General features: G+C 67.1%; 17 protein-coding genes and 2 riboswitches. Of the genes, 11 read left to right on the forward strand and 6 right to left on the reverse strand.

The window, feature by feature from the left end; genetic code table 11:
* Positions 1–31: 31 nt before the first annotated feature.
* From ACCC97_RS13490 to ACCC97_RS13500, 3 genes are read right to left on the reverse strand one after another with little or no spacing between them, the layout of a single operon-like run.
* Positions 32–1,783: a phosphoethanolamine transferase gene (locus tag ACCC97_RS13490; protein ID WP_413333290.1), complete on the reverse strand. Its 1,752-nt coding sequence runs from the start codon at positions 1,781–1,783 to the stop codon at positions 32–34.
* A gap of 46 nt (positions 1,784–1,829) precedes the next feature.
* A complete protein-coding gene (locus tag ACCC97_RS13495; protein WP_007834473.1) occupies positions 1,830–2,420 on the reverse strand; it encodes a phosphatase PAP2 family protein in 591 nt (196 codons plus the stop codon).
* Positions 2,407–3,111 carry a phosphatase PAP2 family protein gene (locus tag ACCC97_RS13500; protein WP_007834471.1) on the reverse strand — a complete coding sequence of 235 codons (705 nt, stop codon included), beginning with the start codon at positions 3,109–3,111 and terminating at the stop codon, positions 2,407–2,409. Before ACCC97_RS13500 ends, ACCC97_RS13495 begins: the two co-directional genes overlap by 14 nt.
* 142 nt (positions 3,112–3,253) lie before the next feature.
* On the opposite strand from ACCC97_RS13500, the gene ACCC97_RS13505 reads away from it, so the two are divergent.
* Positions 3,254–3,928: a response regulator transcription factor gene (locus ACCC97_RS13505; protein WP_007834469.1), complete on the forward strand. Its 675-nt coding sequence runs from the start codon at positions 3,254–3,256 to the stop codon at positions 3,926–3,928.
* Positions 3,925–5,277 (forward strand): sensor histidine kinase, encoded by a 1,353-nt coding sequence (locus tag ACCC97_RS13510; RefSeq protein ID WP_007834467.1) that lies wholly within the window; start codon positions 3,925–3,927, stop codon positions 5,275–5,277. Before ACCC97_RS13505 ends, ACCC97_RS13510 begins: the two co-directional genes overlap by 4 nt.
* Before the next feature lie 20 nt (positions 5,278–5,297).
* On the opposite strand, the gene ACCC97_RS13515 is transcribed toward ACCC97_RS13510, so the two are convergent.
* From ACCC97_RS13515 to ACCC97_RS13525, 3 genes are read right to left on the reverse strand one after another with little or no spacing between them, the layout of a single operon-like run.
* Complete coding sequence (locus ACCC97_RS13515) at positions 5,298–5,720, reverse strand: acyl-CoA thioesterase (protein ID WP_413312207.1); 423 nt, start codon at positions 5,718–5,720, stop codon at positions 5,298–5,300.
* Positions 5,717–6,607: a DMT family transporter gene (locus ACCC97_RS13520; RefSeq protein WP_413333297.1), complete on the reverse strand. Its 891-nt coding sequence runs from the start codon at positions 6,605–6,607 to the stop codon at positions 5,717–5,719. Before ACCC97_RS13520 ends, ACCC97_RS13515 begins: the two co-directional genes overlap by 4 nt.
* A gap of 20 nt (positions 6,608–6,627) precedes the next feature.
* Complete coding sequence (locus tag ACCC97_RS13525) at positions 6,628–7,410, reverse strand: SDR family oxidoreductase (protein WP_007834461.1); 783 nt, start codon at positions 7,408–7,410, stop codon at positions 6,628–6,630.
* Between the two features lie 122 nt (positions 7,411–7,532).
* Here ACCC97_RS13525 and ACCC97_RS13530 point away from each other — a divergent pair, with 122 nt between their 5' ends.
* The 9 genes from ACCC97_RS13530 (at position 7,533) to gcvH (ending at position 16,281) form a co-directional block, all read left to right on the forward strand.
* Positions 7,533–9,230 (forward strand): electron transfer flavoprotein-ubiquinone oxidoreductase, encoded by a 1,698-nt coding sequence (locus ACCC97_RS13530; RefSeq protein WP_007834459.1) that lies wholly within the window; start codon positions 7,533–7,535, stop codon positions 9,228–9,230.
* 116 nt (positions 9,231–9,346) lie between these two features.
* Positions 9,347–10,366 carry a D-erythronate dehydrogenase gene (denD, locus tag ACCC97_RS13535; protein WP_007834457.1) on the forward strand — a complete coding sequence of 340 codons (1,020 nt, stop codon included), beginning with the start codon at positions 9,347–9,349 and terminating at the stop codon, positions 10,364–10,366.
* A gap of 44 nt (positions 10,367–10,410) precedes the next feature.
* Complete coding sequence (locus ACCC97_RS13540) at positions 10,411–11,388, forward strand: TRAP transporter substrate-binding protein (protein WP_007834455.1); 978 nt, start codon at positions 10,411–10,413, stop codon at positions 11,386–11,388.
* 97 nt (positions 11,389–11,485) lie between these two features.
* Positions 11,486–11,998: a TRAP transporter small permease gene (locus ACCC97_RS13545; protein WP_007834453.1), complete on the forward strand. Its 513-nt coding sequence runs from the start codon at positions 11,486–11,488 to the stop codon at positions 11,996–11,998.
* Positions 11,999–12,010: 12 nt separating this feature from the next.
* Positions 12,011–13,303, forward strand: a complete 1,293-nt coding sequence (locus ACCC97_RS13550; RefSeq protein WP_007834451.1) for a TRAP transporter large permease — start codon at positions 12,011–12,013, stop codon at positions 13,301–13,303.
* A 97-nt stretch (positions 13,304–13,400) separates the two neighbouring features.
* Positions 13,401–13,937, forward strand: a complete 537-nt coding sequence (locus ACCC97_RS13555) for a hypothetical protein (protein ID WP_007834449.1) — start codon at positions 13,401–13,403, stop codon at positions 13,935–13,937.
* A gap of 45 nt (positions 13,938–13,982) precedes the next feature.
* Entirely contained in the window at positions 13,983–14,390 is a 408-nt protein-coding gene (locus ACCC97_RS13560) for a YkvA family protein (protein ID WP_413333294.1), read from the forward strand.
* A 45-nt stretch (positions 14,391–14,435) separates the two neighbouring features.
* Positions 14,436–14,526, forward strand: a riboswitch (glycine riboswitch).
* Positions 14,527–14,538: 12 nt separating this feature from the next.
* Positions 14,539–14,642, forward strand: a riboswitch (glycine riboswitch).
* A 47-nt stretch (positions 14,643–14,689) separates the two neighbouring features.
* A complete protein-coding gene (gcvT, locus tag ACCC97_RS13565; protein WP_042673556.1) occupies positions 14,690–15,865 on the forward strand; it encodes a glycine cleavage system aminomethyltransferase GcvT in 1,176 nt (391 codons plus the stop codon).
* Between the two features lie 44 nt (positions 15,866–15,909).
* Positions 15,910–16,281 carry a glycine cleavage system protein GcvH gene (gene gcvH / locus ACCC97_RS13570; RefSeq protein ID WP_007834443.1) on the forward strand — a complete coding sequence of 124 codons (372 nt, stop codon included), beginning with the start codon at positions 15,910–15,912 and terminating at the stop codon, positions 16,279–16,281.
* The last annotated feature ends 33 nt before the right edge of the window (positions 16,282–16,314 follow it).

Raw genomic sequence — 16,314 nt, forward strand, 5'->3', positions numbered from 1 at the left:
CCATCAACCGCAGGCAAGCTCCGATAGAAGCTCAGCCCTTACCGCGACAAGAAGCCAGTGCATCCAGCGCCGGCTTGTAGGTAGGCGTGGCGACGTCCATCACGCCCAGCACCGTGTGGTACAGGTTGTCGTGGGTGAGCGGCGTGTCGAGCCCCGCCTCCATGCACGAACGCGAGAGCTTGCGCCGTTGGCTCATGCCTTCGCTGAACCACGTGACCATCGGCACGTGCTTCTGCGCCTCGGGCGCGAAGCTGTACGGCACGCCGTGCAGGAACAGGCCGTATTCGCCGAGCGACTCGCCGTGGTCGCTCACGTACAGCATCGCCGGGTCGTACTGCTTCGATTGGGCCTTGAGCCAGTCGATGGTCTGGCCTAGGAAGCGGTCGGTCTGCACGATCGAGTTGTCGTACACGTTCATGAGCTCGGCGTGGCCGCACTCGGCCAGCGCATTGGTCTTGCACTCGGGCAGGAAGCGCTTCACGTCGGGCGCCGAGCGCTTGTAGTAGGCCGGGCCGTGGCTGCCCATCTGGTGCATCACCAGCACGACACCCTTGGCGCGGCGCTCGGCCGGCAGCGCGGCAATGCGCTCGTCGAGGCCCTTGAGCATCACGTCGTCGAGGCATTCGTCGCCGTCGCACAGCGCCTTCTTGGTGGCGGCATCGAGGCCTTCGAAGGCCGAGGCGTTCGGCACGCGGACACACACACCCTTGCAGCCGGCCTGGTTGTCCAGCCAGAAAACGGCCAGGCCCGCAGCCTGCAGCACGTCGACCAGTGTCTCGTAGTCGTCCTTGCGCGATTCGTAGCCTTCCTTGCCCAGCGGCGAGAACATGCACGGCACGGAGGCCAGCGTGTTGGTGCCGCAGGAATGCACCTCGCGGTAACTCAGCACACCGCGCCTGGCGAGTTCGGGCGTGGTGTCGCGCGCATAGCCATTCAAGGCGAAGTGGTCGGCGCGAGCCGTCTCGCCCACCACCACCACGAACAGCGGTGGCTTGGTCTGGGCCGCATAGCTGGCGCCCAGCGCCGTGCCGGCAGTGATCGGAATCAGCTTGCCGCTGCGCTTGAACAGCGGCTTGATGAACAGCGAGCCCGTGGAATAGAGCGTCGCGATGGGGTTCATCATGTAGCGCAGATGAACGTTGTTGCGCATCAGCGGCGCCAGCTCGCGGTTCATGGACACCGCCGCGCCGAGCGCGACGAGCACCGACAGCAGCAACAGCGCGGCGTTGCGCCAGAGCTTCGACAGAAAGCGCATCGGTGTGACGCGCACCCGCCACAGCAGCCAGGCCGCGGGCAGTACCACCACGCCGACGTTGAAGGCCATGCGCCAGCTCAGCAGATCGCGCGCCTCGTTCGGATCGGTCTGCAGCGCGTTGGCGATCATGGTCGGGTCCATCACCACGCGGTACTGGAGCATGTAGTGCTGGACCACCGCGGCCAGCACGACCACGGCGAGCCACAGCGGCTTCATCCAGCGCGACCAGGCGGTCAGCGACAGCATGGCCGCCGAGCCGCACAGCGTGAGCAGGCTCATGGCCACGATGGTGGACATGTAGGTGCTCGGCGCACCGCCGATACGGGCCAGCTCGTTCCACAGCGGCCAGTTGGTGGTCAATACGAGGTAGAGGCTGAGCCAAAGAACGAGCACGGCGGCCGAACGCGGCTGCTTCAACCACAGGTTGAAGCGCTCCCACGACGTACCGGAGGCGGGTAAGTGCGGCGTTTTGGGGTCAGAAGTGCTCGCCCGCTGCAGGGGTGCGGGCTCGATTCGCGAAACAGACATGCGGCGAATGTAGCGAGTCCGCCTGAAGCGAGCCTGAATTGCCCCTTCAGTCGGTGTTCAGGCTGGCCCGGCGCAGTCGCATCTTCGCGCGCCTGCGCGCCATGAGCACGCCGGAAGCGGCCAGGCCCAGCGGCCGGCTGACGCCGCGCTCCACAATGACCGACACCACCGCGCCCAGCACCGCCGCCACGACGACATCGGAGGGAAAATGCAGGCCCAGGAACACCCGGCTCCACGCCACCACAACAGCCACCAGCAGCGCCGCCAGCATGGCTGCGCGGGAAGGCAGGCACCAGAGCGAAAAGGCGGCGGCAAAGGTTCCGGCCGCATGCAGGCTCGGAAAGCCGGGCCGCACGCCCTGGGGCACCCACTGGATGCCAAGGCCATAGAACGCAGGCCGGGGAACCGGCATCAGCGTACGGATCATGTTCACGATCAACCACACGGCCAGCACGCTCACCAGCACCGTGAACAGCGCATGGCGCCAGCGCCGGCTGAACAGCGCGCAGACCCCGATGGCGAGCGTCAGCAGGGCCGGCAGCAGGTTGGAGGAGAACTCGGCGACACGCAGGCTCCACGCCGGCACCGAAGGGTCCGCGTTGATCAGCCTGAACAGTGCGAAATCAAGATCCTGCATGTGCGGGCATCGCCGGCTTCAGCATGCGCGATTTGAAGCGAGTCACCGCCGCCTCGATGACGAAGCCCACCACCCAGCAGACCCAAGCGGTCCAGAGGGTGTGGCTCATGTAATGGGCGCCGCGCAGTTGCTGCGACGCGCCCAGCACGAACCCCGCAACCACGGACACCCCCAGCCAGATCGCCGCCGCACGGGACGACACCCGGCGCAGCACGAAGTACCCGCCCACGTAGGCAAAGGCCGCAGACGCATGGCCGGCAGGAAAACACCCGCCCGGCCCGCCATCGTTGACGCCCCACGACCAGTGCGACACATACCGTGCAACGCCGCCGAACTCCTGCAGGTCCCACGGGCAGCTGGTCTGGCTGGCATGCTTGAGCACGCTGACGGCGATCACCGAGGCCAGCACCGTGAGCGCCAGCTGGGCGCGGCCCCCGGTGCTCAGGCGGCGCAGGAAGCCGAACGGCCACCGGATTGCGGCGAACAATGCGATCACGAGCGCCCAGCTCAGGTTCCGGGCGCCCTCATGCATCACGTGAACCATGAAAGGGTTGTCGCGCAAGGGAAAACCCATGTGCGAACCTGCCATGCGCGCCAGCACCAGGTCTGCCCCCGTCGCGTCCCATGCCATCAGTGCAACCAGTGCAAAAAGGGTCAGGACCCCCAGGCGAAATAGCGGGAAACGTGTCATGAACGAAGGCGGGACTGAAAAACAGACGCGAGCCTACGTTCGCGGAATGAACCCAGCCTGAAGCAAGATGAACCGAACCTGACTGGCAGGCCCCGTGCAACCGGGCAGCGCTAGACTCCATTTTTTGTTGGAAGGACATGGCGTGCGCATATTGCTGGTCGAAGATGACACTGCGTTGGCAGATGCCGTCTGCAGCTACCTGCTGGCCAAGGCCTTCGTGGTCGACGTGGCTTCGAGCCTGGCCGACGCCCGCGGCGCCCTGCTTTCGGTGCAATACGCGGCCGTGCTGCTCGACCTGCACCTGGGCGACGGCGACGGCCTCTCGCTGCTGCCGCAGGTGCGCGCCCTGCCCGAGCGCCCCATCGTCATCGTGCTGACGGCACGCGACCAGGTGACCGACCGCATCCGCGGCCTGGATGCCGGCGCCGACGACTACCTCATCAAGCCCTACGACCCCGCCGAGCTGCTGGCGCGCCTGCGCGCGGTCGAGCGCCGCCGCAGCGCGAGCAGCTCGCCGGTGCTGCAGCTCGGCACGCTCGAGATCGACCTGGCGCACGACATGGTGCGCAAGGACGGCTCGCCGATCACGCTGACGCAGAAGGAATGGGCGCTGCTGCGCGTCATGGCCACGCGACCCGAGCGCATCCACACGCGCGAGAACCTTGCCGATGCGCTCTACGGCTTCGGCGACGAGGCCGACAGCAACACGCTCGAGGTCTTCATCAGCCGCCTGCGCCGCAAGCTAGGGCGCAACCACATCCAGACGCTGCGCGGCCTCGGCTATCGCCTGTCGTTCTCGGCGGACGACGACGAATGAGCCTGAACAAGCTCGTGGCCGGCCGCGACACGCTCGCGGGCCGGCTGACCCGCACGCTGATCCTTTGGGTCGGCGGCGTGTGGCTGCTGTGCGTGTTCGCCGTGGTCTGGTATGTGGACCGCGAGATCAACCACAACTTCGACAACGAAATGGTCGAAGTTTCGCACCGCATGTTCGCGATGGCCGTGCAGGAACTGGAAAAGCTGCAGCACCCCAGACAGGAGCCGCCGCGCGAACCGCTGATCGCGCCCAAGCAGCTGTTCTCCGAGGACGCGGTGATCTACCAGATCGTCGACCTGCACGAACACGTACTGCTGCGCTCCGCCGAAGCGCCCGCGGACACCTTCGATGTGCCGCTGGCCGCCGGCTTCGCGAACAACCCGAGCTGGCGCATCTACACCGTGCGCCATCCGACGCTGGGCCTGTTCTTCCAGGTGGCGGACCCGCTCGACGAACGCCGCCATGCCCTGAACCGCACGCTCTTCGGCCTGATCATTCCGCTCGTCGCGGTGCTGCCGCTGCTCGCGCTGGTGTTGCGCAACGTGGCGCGTGCCGAGCTGCGGGCGCTGCAGGAGCTGGCCGGTGAGATCGAGAAACGCAGCGGCGCCGACCTGAGCCCGATCGCCCTGCCCGGCCTGCCGAGGGAGCTGCGCACCGTCGGCGACCACGTCAACCGGCTGCTGGAGCGCCTGTCGCACTCGCTCGACGTGGAGCGCGCGCTGGCGGCCAACGCCGCGCACGAACTGCGAACACCGCTTGCCGCCGCCCGCCTGCGGCTGCAGACCGCGCTCGAACACGACCTGCAGCGCAACGACGTGCAGGCCGCGCTCGATGCGCTGCGCACCCTCAGCCACCGCACCGAGAAGCTGCTGCAGCTGTCGCGCGCGGAATCGGGCGCCTCGCTCACACGCACGCGGGTCGACCTGGTGCAGCTCGCCGGCGCCGTGGCGCAGGACTTCTGGCAAGACCCGCGCAACACCGAGCGCCTCGTGCTCAAGGTGCCCGACAGCGCCACCCCCCTGGCCCTCGGCGACTTCGACGCACTCGCGATCGCACTGCGCAACCTGGTGGAGAACGCGCTGCGCTACGGGGGTGGCCGCGTCGTCGTCGAGGTGACGGCGCCCTGCACCCTTGCCGTGCGCGACTTCGGCCCCGGCGTGAACCCCGCGCAGCTCGAAACCCTGCGCGAGCGCCATGTGCGCCACAGCTCCGATCGCGCCGGCTACGGCCTGGGCATCTCGATCGTGGGCACCATCGTCGAGAAGCACGGCGCGAGGCTCGAACTCTCGTCGCCGCCGGCGGCCGCGGCGCATGGCTTCGAGGCTCGCATCGTGCTGCAGCCGGCCTGAGCTGCGTCAGCGGCTCCTGCTCAGTCGCTCACCAGCGTGCGCAGCCAGTCGGGCAGCGCCAGCGCCTTCTGCTTCGGGAAATCGACCCAGATGGTGGTTGCGCCGCCGGCCGCGCAGATCACGTCGGGCGCGTCTTCGCGGACCATGGTGGCCCAGCTTTCGAAGGTGGTGCGCCCCGGGTCGCTCACGTACATCTTGATCCGCACGTTGCCCGGGTATTCGATCTGCCGGTAGAAGTTGCAGAAGGCATTGACGATCACCATGCCCTCGCCGCCCGGCGCGGGCTCGACACCGATCGAGCGGATCCAGTCGATGCGCGCGGTTTCGAGATAGCGAAAGTAGGTGCCGTTGTTCAGGTGGCCCATGGCGTCCATGTCGCCCCAGCGGATGGGGATCGACATTTCGTACACGAGCTTCTTCTTTTCGGGGATTTCGATTCTCATCGGTGAGCCTTGATGGATGCGAGGATGCCCAGGACGAACAGCAAGGCAGCCAGCCATTCGGTGGCCAGCGGCCAGCGGCCGTCCCAGAGGAAGGAATAGAGCAATGCGAACAGCGTCTCGCTGACGATCAGCTGGCCGCACAGGCTCGCAGACAGACGCTGGCTCGCGACGTTCCACAGGATGGTCGCGAGCCACGACGAACCGAAACCGCTCGCCAGTGCGATCCAGATGAACAGCATGCCGTCGGGCTGCGACCGCAGCGTGGCGACATCGCTGCCCGCCGCCGCCCACAGCAGCAAGGCCCCGAGGCCGGTGGCAATGCCGAGCCAGTTGGCCCAGTCGGCCGCGTGCACCTCGCGGTGCCGCTGCAGCCAGGCGGCGTTGAGCAAGCCGTAGACCGTCCAGCTCACCATCGAGCACAGCGCCAGCGCAATGCCCCCGCCGAAGCGCGCGCCAGCACCACTGCCCGCGCCGCCGTGCGCCGACCAGGCGCCCCAGATCATGAGTGCCATGCCCGCGCCCGTGAGCAGCAGCCCGGGCAGCAAGGCCCGCATGTGCAGGCCCGCGGGCCGGCCCAGCAGCATCATCCAGACAGGGATCGTGCCGATGACGAGGCTCGGCACCTCGGTGCCGGCTGCCGCGATGCCGAAGGCGAGCAGCAGGTAGTAGCCGCTGAAGCCCAGCACGCTGAGCCCCAGCGCCGCGAGCGCCTGCCGACCGTTCGGCCAGCGCACGGCGGCCGGCCGCGCGAACACCGCAAGCCCGGAGACCGCGCCGAACACGAGAAAGCGCGCGGCGGTGATGTCGACCATGCCGAATTGGCCCACCATGCGCGGCGCTACGAACACCAGCCCCCAGAGCGCACCCGCGCCCAGGCCGGCGGCAATGCCGGTCCAGGCCCGCGGACTCAAAGCGCGAACCCGTCGTCGGCCGCAATGACGGCACCGTTCACGAAATGGCTCTCGCCGCTGGCCAGCAGCACGATCAGGCCGTCCAGGTCCTCGGGCTTGCCCACGCGCTTGCGCGGCAGCATGCTGACCAGCCTGGCGCCTGCCTCGGTGGTCCAGTGCTCCTCGTTGAGTTCGGTCGCGATGTAGCCCGGGCACAGCGCGTTCACGTTGATGCCGAAGCGGCCCCACTCGAGCGCCATGGCCTTGGTCATCTGCACCACCGCGGCCTTGCTCATGCAATACGTGCCGATCTGCGGCATGACCTTGAGCGCCGCCGACGAGGCGATGTTGATGATCCGCCCGCCGATGTAGGTGCCCGGTGCCGTGCCCGTGGCGCGCGCCAGCATGCGCTTGCCGACTTCCTGCGCGACGAAGAAGGAGCCCTTCACGTTGGTGTCGAAGATGTAGTCGTAGTCGTCGGGCGTCACGTCCTGCAGGCGCTGCGTGGTGCTCACGCCCGAGTTGTTGACCAGGATGTCGATGGGGCCGACCTCGGTCTCCGCACGCGCGACCGCGGCCTTGATGCTGCCGATGTCGGTCACGTCGAGCTCGACCACATGGGCGTCGCCGCCCTCGCCTTCGATGCGGGCGCGCAGCTCCTTGAGCTTCTCGACGCGGCGGCTGGCCAGCACCACGGCGGCACCGGCGCGCGCCAGGGTTTTCGAGAACTGGGCGCCGAGCCCGCTGGAGGCGCCGGTGACGAAGGCCACGCGGCCGGAAAGATCGATGCTGTAAGCCATGGACTGGATCCTGTGGAGTCGCGCAGGTGACGAAACAGGCCCGTCCGCGAGTGACACGGACCGCCCGTGGACGCCGCATAAAATGCCCCGCGCCTCGAAAAATCATTATCGACCCAACCCACATGACCCACGACGAAATCCTCGCCCAGTTCGGCCCTCGCGAAGCCATGGAATACGACGTGGTCGTGGTCGGCGGCGGCCCGGCCGGCCTCTCGACCGCGATCCGGCTCAAGCAGTTGGCCGCGCAGCACGAGAAGGAGATCTCGGTCGTGGTGCTCGAAAAGGGCTCGGAGCCCGGCGCGCACATCCTCTCTGGCGCCATCATGGACCCGCGCGCGCTCAACGAGCTGCTGCCCGACTGGGAGGAACTCGGCGCGCCGCTCAACCAGCCCGTGACCGACGACGCGATGGTGTTCCTCGGCGAGAAGTCGGGCCTGCGCACCCCCAACCTGTTCCTGCCGGCCTGCTTCCAGAACCACGGCAACTACATCATCAGCCTCGGCGCCTTCACCAAGTGGCTGGCGCAGCAGGCCGAGAACATGGGCGTCGAAATCTTCCCGGGCTTCCCCGCGGCGGAAGTGCTCTACAACGAAGACGGTTCGGTGCGCGGCGTGGCCACCGGCAACATGGGCGTGGGCAAGGACGGCGAACCGACCGAGAACTTCCAGCTCGGCATGGAGCTGCTGGGCAAGTACACCGTGTTCGCCGAAGGCGCGCGCGGCCACCTCGGCCGCCAGCTCATCGCGAAGTACAAGCTCGACGCCGGCAAGGACCCGCAGACCTACGGCCTCGGCGTGAAGGAAGTGTGGGAGATCGACCCCAAGCGCCACCAGCCCGGCTTCGTGCTGCACACGGCCGGCTGGCCCATGAAGAGCGACACCTATGGCGGCGCCTTCCTCTATCACATGGAGGACAACAAGGTCACGATGGGCTTCATCACCGGCCTGGACTACAGCAACCCCTACCTGAGCCCGTTCGAGGAAATGCAGCGCTGGAAGCTGCACCCCAACATCCGCTGGTACCTCGAAGGCGACGAGGCCCAGGGCATCAAGCCGGCCAAGCGCATCGGCTACGGCGCGCGCGCCATCACGGCCGGCGGCCTGATGTCGCTGCCCAAGACGGTGTTCCCGGGCGGCGCGCTGGTCGGCTGCGAGGCCGGCTACCTCAACGTGAGCCGCATCAAGGGCAGCCATGCCGCCATCAAGACCGGCATGCTGTGCGCCGAAGCCGCCTTCGAGGCGGTGCAGGCCGGCCGCCAGCACGACGAACTCACGGCCTACCCGGCCGCGTTCGAGAAGAGCTGGCTCTACACCGAGCTGAACAAAGCGCGCAACTTCAAGGCCTGGTTCAAGAAGGGCCTGGGTATCGCGACCTTCATGAACGGCATCGAGCAGTGGCTGCTCAAGGGCCACATTCCATGGACACTGCACCGCAACAAGCCCGACCACCTCTACCTGAAGCCCGCTTCGGAGTGCAAGCCCATCGTCTATCCGAAGCCGGACGGCAAGCTCACCTTCGACCGCCTCTCCAGCGTGTTCATCAGCAACACCAACCATGAAGAGCAGCAGCCGGCCCACCTGACGCTGAAGGACGCGACGGTGCCGGTCAACATCAACCTCGCCAAGTTCGCCGGCCCCGAAAGCCGCTACTGCCCGGCCGGCGTGTACGAGTTCGTGGGCACCGAGGACGGCAAGCAGCGCCTGCAGATCAATGCGCAGAACTGCGTGCACTGCAAGACCTGCGACATCAAGGACCCGACGCAGAACATCGTGTGGGTCACGCCCGAAGGCGGCGGCGGGCCGAACTACGTGGGCATGTAAGGCCTCCTTGCCTCGTCGGCGAGCCCTCTTCGGAGGGCTTTTTCGTTTCGGCTCTCCGCTGCGCTTCGTGTTGCCGGAGCCTCGCGTATTCTGGCGGCTCACAGGAGACAAAACCCATGCACATCGTCATCACCGGCGGCGCCGGTTTTCTGGGCGCTCGCCTCGCCCGCACGCTGTTGAAGCAAGGCCCCCTCTCGCTGGCCGGCGCACCGGCCCGGCCGATCGAGCGCATCACGCTGGTCGACCGCGTGGGCGCGCCCGCCGACCTCGCGTCCGATGCGCGCATCGCCACCGTGACGGGCGACCTCAACGCGCAACTCTCGCCCGATGCAGACGCGACCGTCTGGCGCGAAGCCGATGCCGTCTTCCACCTGGCCGCGGCCGTGAGCGGCGAGTGCGAGGCCGACTTCGACCTCGGCATGCGCAGCAATTTCGCAGCCACGCACGCGTTGCTCGAACGGGTGCGTGCGCTCGGCACGAAGCCAGTGCTGGTGTTCGCCAGCTCGCTCGCGGTATTCGGCGATTCGCCCGAGCAGCCGCTGCCGAAGGTCATCGAAGACCACACGCTGCCCACGCCGCAGACCAGCTACGGCATCCAGAAATTCATCGGCGAGCAGCTGGTGGCCGATTTCACGCGCAAGGGCTTCGTGCGCGGGCGCAGCGTGCGGCTCATGACGGTGAGCGTACGCCCGGGCAAACCCAACGGCGCGGCCTCGGGCTTCTTCAGCGGCATGATCCGCGAGCCGCTGGCCGGCCTGCGCGCGGCCTGCCCCGTGCCCGATTCAACGCCTGTCGCCATCGCGTCACCGGCGCGCACCATCGAGGGCATCATCCGCGCCGCCGAGGCGAGCGATGCGCAGTGGGGTCCGCGCACCGCACTGAACCTGCCCTCGCTGGCCACCACGGTGGGCGAGATGGCTGCCGCGCTGGAGCACGTGGCCGGCCAGGCCGCCACCGCCCTGCTCGATCGCACGCCCGATCCGACGATCATGCGCATCGTGAAGACCTGGCCCGGGCGCATCGAAACGGCGCGTGCGAAGGCGCTGGGCCTGTCGGCGGACCAGAGCTTCGAGACCGTCATCCGCGAATACGTCCGTGAAAATCCCGACGCGGTGAAGCTCTCCGGTGTTGCATAGTCCGGGGCGCCTGACGCGCACCTGACTTCAACCCCGGAGACATCATGAAAATCGGCCACATCGCCGCCGCCTGCCTTTCGCTCGCCCTGGGCGCTTCCGCTGCCCATGCGCAACAACCGACCGTCCTGAAGATCGGCTACGCGACCTCCAAGGAGTCGCACTACGGCGTGGGCTCCACGGTGTTCTGCGAAGAGATCGAGAAGGGCACGCAAGGCCGCTACAAGTGCCAGCACTTCGCCAACTCGGCGTTGGGCGGCGAGCGCGAGCAGATCGAGGCCATACAGCTCGGCACGCAGGACCTGGTCAACACCTCGACCGGCCCGGTGGGCAACTTCGTGCCCGAGGTGAAGATCGTCGACATCCCCTTCCTGTTCCGCGACTACGACCACGCGCGCAAGGTGATGGACGGCCCGATCGGCCAGGACATCCTGACCAAGTTCCCGAGCAAGGGCATCGTCGCGCTGGCCTGGACGGAGAACGGCTTCCGCCACATGACGAACAGCAAACGCGACATCGTCAAGCCCGAGGACGCCAAGGGCCTGAAGATGCGCACCATGGAAAACAAGGTGCACATGGACGGCTACCGCACCTTCGGCATCCTGCCCACGCCGATGGCCTTCCCCGAACTCTTCGGCGCGCTGCAGCAGGGCACGGTCGACGGGCAGGAGAACCCGATTCCGGTGATCCTGGCATCGAAGTTCTCGCAGGTGCAGAAGCACCTCTCGCTCACGGGCCACGTGTATTCGCCGGCGCTGCTGCTGCTGTCGCCGAAGGTGTGGAACAAGCTCTCGGACGCCGACAAGAAGGTGTTCGTCGAAGCCGCGAAGAAGGCCTCCGTCGCCCAGCGCAAGAAGGTGAACGACGACGAGAACAACGGCATCGCCCAGCTCGAGAAAGACGGCATGAAGGTCACGCGCACCGTCGACGGCGCGGCCTTCCGCGAGGCGCTGAAGCCGGCATACGTGAGCTACGCCAAGGAATTCGGCGCGGACAACATCAAGAAGATTTCGGACGTCAAGTAACGCCGCCCCGCCGGTCTTCCGGCAACGCGCCCGGCTCGCCATAGTGCGCCGGGCGCTTCGTTTTTTCATCTCCCGACACAACAGAGAACAACTCAAAGTGCAAGCCTTCGAGCGCTACTTTCTCGCCGCCAACCGCTGGGCGCTGATTCTTCTGCTGGCCGCCATGTCGGTCATCATCTTCACCAACGTCGTGCTGCGCTACACCACCAACCAGTCGCTCGAATGGGCCGAGGAGGTGTCGCGCCACATGATGATCTGGCTCACATTCCTGGGCGCCGGGCCGGTGCTGCGCTACGGCGGGCACATCGCGGTCGAGAATCTGCAGGACGCGCTGCCGCGCCCCGCCGCGGTGGCGCTGCGCATCGTGGTGGCAGGGCTTCTCTTCGCTTTCTTCGGCTTCATGGTGTGGTACGGCTGGCTGTACATGCAGCGCACGATGTTCCAGCTCACGGCCGTCACGCAGATTCCGTTTGCCTACATCTACAGCGCGATGCTGTTCGGCGGCGTGCTGCTCGTCGTGCATTGGCTGCTGGTGGTGCGCGGCTACGTGCTGAACCGCGAGTTCGCCTCCGACGCGCACTTCGACGCCAACGCGAGCGCGTCGCTGTAAGGAGGAACGACCATGGATGCAAGCCTCGTTCTGATCGTTTCCGCCTGCGTGTTCCTGGCCATCGGCGTGCCGGTTGCTTTCGCGCTGGGCCTTTCCACCGTGACCACGCTGATCCTCGCGGAGAACTACCCGCTGATGGTACTGCTGAAGGAAACCTTCACCGGCATCGACAGCTTTCCGCTGATGGCCGTGCCCTTCTTCATCCTGGCGGCCGAGCTGATGAGCGGCGGCTCCCTCACCGAGGTGCTGTTGCGCTTCGCGGGCCAGTTCGTGGGCCATCGCCGGGGCGGTCTGGGCTACACCAACGTGGTGTCGCTGACCTTCTTCTCGGGCATCTCGGGCTCGGCGCTGGCCGACGCGGCGGGGCCGGGGTCGATGCTCATCAAGATGATGGACAAGGCCGGCTACGACCGCTCCTACGCGGCGGCGCTCACGGCCTCGACCGCGATCGTGGGGCCGATCATTCCGCCCTCGATCATCATGATCATCTACGCGCTGCAGGACGAGACGGTCTCGGTCGGCACGCTGTTCGCAGCAGGCATCCTGCCGGGCATCCTGATCGCGGTGGCGATGTGCCTGGTGAACTTCCACGTCTCGAAGAAGCGCAACTACAAGGGCGACGGGCAAACGCCGCCGCTGCGCGAGATCCTGGTGACGACGTGGAAGGCGATTCCCGCGATCCTGCTGCCAGTAGTCATTCTCGGCGGCATGCGCGCGGGCTGGTTCACGCCCACCGAGGCATCGGTGGTGGCGGTGTTCTACGCGCTCGTGTGCGGCAAGTTCATCTACCGCACGCTCGAATGGAAGGCGCTGCCCGACATTCTTTCGCGCTCGGCCCTGCTGTCGGCCTCGGTGCTGATCATCATCGGCCTGTCGGCCTCGTTCGCGTGGATCCTGACCATCGAGGGCATTCCGCAGCAGATGGCCGAATGGCTCATCGGCATGAACCTCTCGCCGTGGATGTTCCTGATCATCGTCAACATCTTCCTGCTGCTGTTCGGCATCTTCATCGAGCCGCTGCCGGGCGTGATGGTGCTGGCGCCGATCCTCGCGCCAGTGGCGGTGAAGCTGGGCGTGGACCCGGTGCACTTCGCGATGATCGTGATCTTCAACCTCACGCTGGGCATGATCACGCCGCCGGTGGGTGGGCTGCTGTTCGTGACGTGCAACGTGTCGAAGGTACCCATGTCGGCGCTGGTGAAGGAGCTGGTGCCCTTCCTCTGGGCGCACGGCGCGGTGCTGCTGATACTGACCTTCGTGCCGGCGCTGAGCACCTGGCTGCCGCACGCGCTCGGGTTCAAGTAGCGTCGGCGGCCATTGGCCCTGCGAGGAAAACGGGTAATAAAGATGTCACCGCTTGCAACGATGCTGCGTCCATCGATTCCCCAAAGCTGTGGCTGCCATGTTTCCCACCAAGACCGACAAGGCGCGCGACGAACTCCAGGGCGGACAGCGCACGCTCAGCCAGCGCGAGCGCGCCCTGCTGCTGATGGCCGACGGCCGGCGCTCGCTGACCGACTTCAGCGCGCTGTTCCCCGACCGGCATGAAGCCGAGCTGGCGATCCGGGCGCTGATCCAGAGGGGCTACCTGCAGAGCCCGCAAGCCGCGGACGCACCGGCACCCGCCCAGCCCGTGCCGATCCCCGCCAACGAACCGATCCGCCTCCCCACCTCGGCCGATACCTTCGACGGCAAGCGCTCGCTGGCCACCACGCGCATGTTCCTGTTCGACATCTGCGAGCGCATGTTCGTGCGGCGCGACCCGAAGTTCGCGCTGCAGATGCGCGACGCGCTGCGCGAGGCGCGCGACCGCGAGGCGATGCTGACCATCGCCGCGCTGATGCTGACCGAGATCGAGAAAACCGCCGGCGTGGAGCGGGCCGAATCGCTGCGCGAGCGCATCGACCGGCTGCTGCCGCCGGCCGAAATCGTTCATTGAAGAGCGCACCCCGGGCGCGAACGCAGCCTGTGACACCATCGCGAGGTGAACTCCGCTCCTGAAAAACCGCCCCTGTCCGACCGGCTTCGCGCCTGGGCCCGGCGCGTCAAGCGCGACGGCGTCACGCTGTGGTTCGCCGGCAGGCATGCATCCACCCCGTGGTATGCCAAGGCACTGGGCATGCTCGTGGTCGCCTACGCGCTCAGCCCGATCGACCTCATTCCCGACTTCATCCCGGTCCTGGGCTACCTCGACGACGTTCTCCTGCTGCCGGGGCTGATCTGGCTTGCGATCCGGATGATTCCGCCGCCGGTGCTCGCGGAGTGCCGCCGGCAAGCCGACGACTGGATGCAGAAGTCGGGCGCCAGGCCGACCAGCCGGTATGGCGCCGCGCTTGTCGTGGCCGTGTGGATCTCGGTCGGCGTCGCAGCGTGGCGCCTGTGGTCGCGATAGGGTGAAGGGCAAGTCCGGGGCTGCGGGCTGCGCGATCCACTACACTTGCCGGGGTCAGGAGAGAGCCCCGCACGCCGGGGCCGCCGAAGGCGCAGGGGATTCCCGAACGCTCAGGCAAAAGGACTGACAAGGCACTGGTGGACACCGGTGTTTCCTTGCTGGAGAGAGGCCGTTGCCAGGTAACGGCCCACCGAAGGAGCAAACCCCGATCGTGGGGCGAATCTCTCAGGTAAAGCGGACAGCAGGGGTGGCCCATGGCGTTGCAGCCATGGATTTCGACTGCCCCTTTGGAGTGCCCCGTGGCTGCTTCTTCCGCTCCCTCCGACGCCCCTCTTCTCAAGACGCCGCTGTACGACCTCCATCTGGAGCTCGGCGCCCGCATGGTGCCTTTCGCCGGCTATTCGATGCCCGTGCAATACCCCGCCGGCCTGATGGCCGAGCACAAGCACACGCGCGATGCGGCCGGCCTGTTCGACATTTCCCACATGGGACAGCTGCGCCTCGTCGGGCCCGATGCGGCAGCCGCCTTCGAAACCCTGATGCCCGTCGACGTGATCGACCTGCCCGCCGGCAAGCAGCGCTACGGCCTGCTGCTGAACGACGAGGGCGGCATCATCGACGACCTGATGTTCTTCAACGAAGGCCACGGCTCGATCTTCGTGATCGTGAATGGGGCCTGCAAGGTGGCCGACATCGCGCACATCCAGCAGAAGATCGGCGCCCGCTGCGACGTGCAGCCCCTGCCCGACCACGCCCTGCTCGCACTGCAAGGCCCGCAGGCCGCCGCCACACTCGCGCGGCTGTCGCCCGGTGTCGAGCGCTTCGTGTTCATGACGGGCGGCGCGGTGCAGATCGGCGGCATTCCCGCCTTCGTCACCCGCAGCGGCTACACCGGCGAGGACGGCTTCGAGATCTCGGTGGCCGCCAAGGACGCCGACGCCCTCGCCCGCCTGCTGCTGGCCCAGCCCGAGGTCAAGCCCATCGGCCTGGGCGCGCGCAATTCGCTGCGGCTCGAAGCCGGCCTGTGCCTGTACGGCAACGACATCGACACCACCACCACGCCGGTCGAGGCCTCGCTCAACTGGGCGATGCAGAAGGTGCGCCGCACCGGCGGCGCGCGCGCTGGCGGCTTTCCGGGCGCAGCGAAGGTCCTGGCGCAGCTCACCGCATCCACCGTGGGCGCGGCAGGCCACACCGACCACGACACGCTGAAGCGCAAGCGCGTGGGCCTCGTTGCCCTCGAACGCATTCCGGTGCGCGACGGCACGGTGCTGCAATCCTTCGAAGGCCAGGACATCGGCCTCGTCACCAGCGGCCTGCTCGGCCCTACCGCCGACCGCTGCATCGCCATGGGCTACGTGGCCACCGCCTTCGCCGAGCCGGGCACGCGCATCCAGGCCATCGTGCGCGGCAAGCCGGTGCCGATGGAAGTCTCGACCATGCCTTTCGTGCCCACCCGCTACTACCGCGGCTAGGCTACGCATCCCGATCATCATTTTTTCCACGAGGAGTTTTTTACATGAGCATCAAGTACACCAAGGACCATGAATGGGTCTCGGCCGAAGGCGGCGCGGCCACCGTCGGCATCACCGTGCACGCGCAGGACGCGCTGGGCGATGTGGTGTTCGTCGATCTGCCCGAAGTCGGCAAGACCTTTGCCCAGGGTGAAGTCGCCGGCGTCGTCGAATCGGTCAAGGCCGCGGCCGACGTGTTCATGCCCGTGTCGGGCGAGATCACCGAAGTGAACGAAGCGCTGCGCGCCGACCCCTCGCTCGCCAACAGCGACCCGCTGGCCGGCGGCTGGTTCTTCAAGGTCAAGCTGAGTGAGCCGGCGCAGCTCGACGCGCTGCTCGATGCGGCCTCGTACGACAAGTTCGCCGCCGAGTCTTGATGCGCTGCTGAACACGGACCACCGCTCCCGCCC

This window comes from Variovorax sp. Varisp85, from assembly GCF_047304045.1.
Classification (GTDB): Bacteria; Pseudomonadota; Gammaproteobacteria; order Burkholderiales; family Burkholderiaceae_C; genus Variovorax.